1 rRNA gene is annotated in these 1,788 nt (G+C 57.2%); it reads left to right on the top strand.

The window, feature by feature from the left end:
* Positions 1-167 precede the first annotated feature (167 nt).
* Positions 168-1,704: ribosomal RNA gene (locus tag HMPREF0860_RS05740) — 16S ribosomal RNA — on the top strand.
* Positions 1,705-1,788: the final 84 nt, after the last annotated feature.

Here is a 1,788-nt window from a genome sequence, read left to right as displayed (position 1 = left end):
GTAGTAAATTATTAGCTACCCGCTCAAATCACGGGTGCGCTGTTTGACAGGTAGAGGGAAGGAAAGAAAGCAAGACGCATGCGGAGATATACAAGTCTCCCGAATTAAGCGAGAGCAAGCGGGGACAAACGAGACGGAATTAGCCCCGGAGCAATCCGGGAAAAATAATGATGGAGAGTTTGATCCTGGCTCAGAACGAACGCTGGCGGCGCGTCTTAACCATGCAAGTCGAGCGGCAGGCAGCAATGCCGAGAGCGGCGGACTGGTGAGTAACACGTGGATAACGTACCCCGATGTCCGGGACAGCCTGTAGAAATAGAGGGTAATACCGGATAGATCACTGTTTACGTGAGGTAGACAGCGGGAAAGGAGCTTCGGCTCCGCGACGGGATCGGTCTGCGGCCCATCAGCTGGACGGCGGGGTAAAGGCCCGCCGTGGCGAGGACGGGTATCCGGCCTGAGAGGGCGGACGGACACATTGGGACTGAGATACGGCCCAGACTCCTACGGGAGGCAGCAGGTAAGAATATTCCGCAATGGGGGGAACCCTGACGGAGCGACGCCGCGTGAACGAAGAAGGCCGGAAGGTTGTAAAGTTCTTTTCTGTCCGAGGAATAAGTTTTGGAGGAAATGCCGGGACGGTGACGGTAGGGCAGGAATAAGCACCGGCTAATTACGTGCCAGCAGCCGCGGTAACACGTAAGGTGCGAGCGTTGTTCGGAATTATTGGGCGTAAAGGGCATGCAGGCGGGTCGCCAAGCTTGGTAAGAAATACCGGGGCTCAACTCCGGAGCTATATTGAGAACTGGCGAGCTAGAGTTGCCGAAGGGTATCCGGAATTCCGCGTGAAGGGGTGAAATCTGTAGATATGCGGAAGAACACCGATGGCGAAGGCAGGATACCGGCGGACGACTGACGCTGAGGTGCGAAGGTGCGGGGAGCAAACAGGATTAGATACCCTGGTAGTCCGCACAGTCAACGATGTACACTGGGCGTGTGCGCAAGAGCGTGCGTGCCGAAGCAAACGCGATAAGTGTACCGCCTGGGGAGTATGCCCGCAAGGGTGAAACTCAAAGGAATTGACGGGGGCCCGCACAAGCGGTGGAGCATGTGGTTTAATTCGATGGTACGCGAGGAACCTTACCTGGGTTTGACATCAAGAGGGATCATATAGAGATATGTGAGCGTAGCAATACGGCTCTTGACAGGTGCTGCATGGCTGTCGTCAGCTCGTGCCGTGAGGTGTTGGGTTAAGTCCCGCAACGAGCGCAACCCCTACTGCCGGTTACTAACAGGTAGCGCTGAGGACTCAGGCGGAACTGCCTGCGACAAGCAGGAGGAAGGCGGGGACGACGTCAAGTCATCATGGCCCTTATGTCCAGGGCTACACACGTGCTACAATGGCCGCCACAGAGCGGGGCGAAGCCGAGAGGCGGAGCAGAACGCAGAAAAGCGGTCGTAGTCCGGATTGAAGTCTGAAACTCGACTTCATGAAGCTGGAATCGCTAGTAACCGCACATCAGCACGGCGCGGTGAATACGTTCCCGGGCCTTGTACACACCGCCCGTCACACCATCCGAGCAGGGGGTACCCGAAGCCGGCAGTCCAACCGCAAGGGGGACGCTGTCGAAGGTACGCTTTGTGAGGGGGGTGAAGTCGTAACAAGGTAGTCGTACCGGAAGGTGCGGCTGGATCACCTCCTTTTCCAAGGGAAGAGGGACGCGCAGTGTACGCGCGCAAACCGTATGCGTCGGAGGATACTGTCCGCACGAGAGTGTTTTCAGACGG

The sequence above is a fragment of the Treponema socranskii subsp. socranskii VPI DR56BR1116 = ATCC 35536 genome, assembly GCF_000468115.1.
In the GTDB taxonomy this organism is placed as follows: domain Bacteria; phylum Spirochaetota; class Spirochaetia; order Treponematales; family Treponemataceae; genus Treponema_D; species Treponema_D socranskii.
The sequence above is the reverse complement of the archived record's forward strand: the minus strand, read 5'-3'. Positions and strand labels throughout refer to the sequence as shown.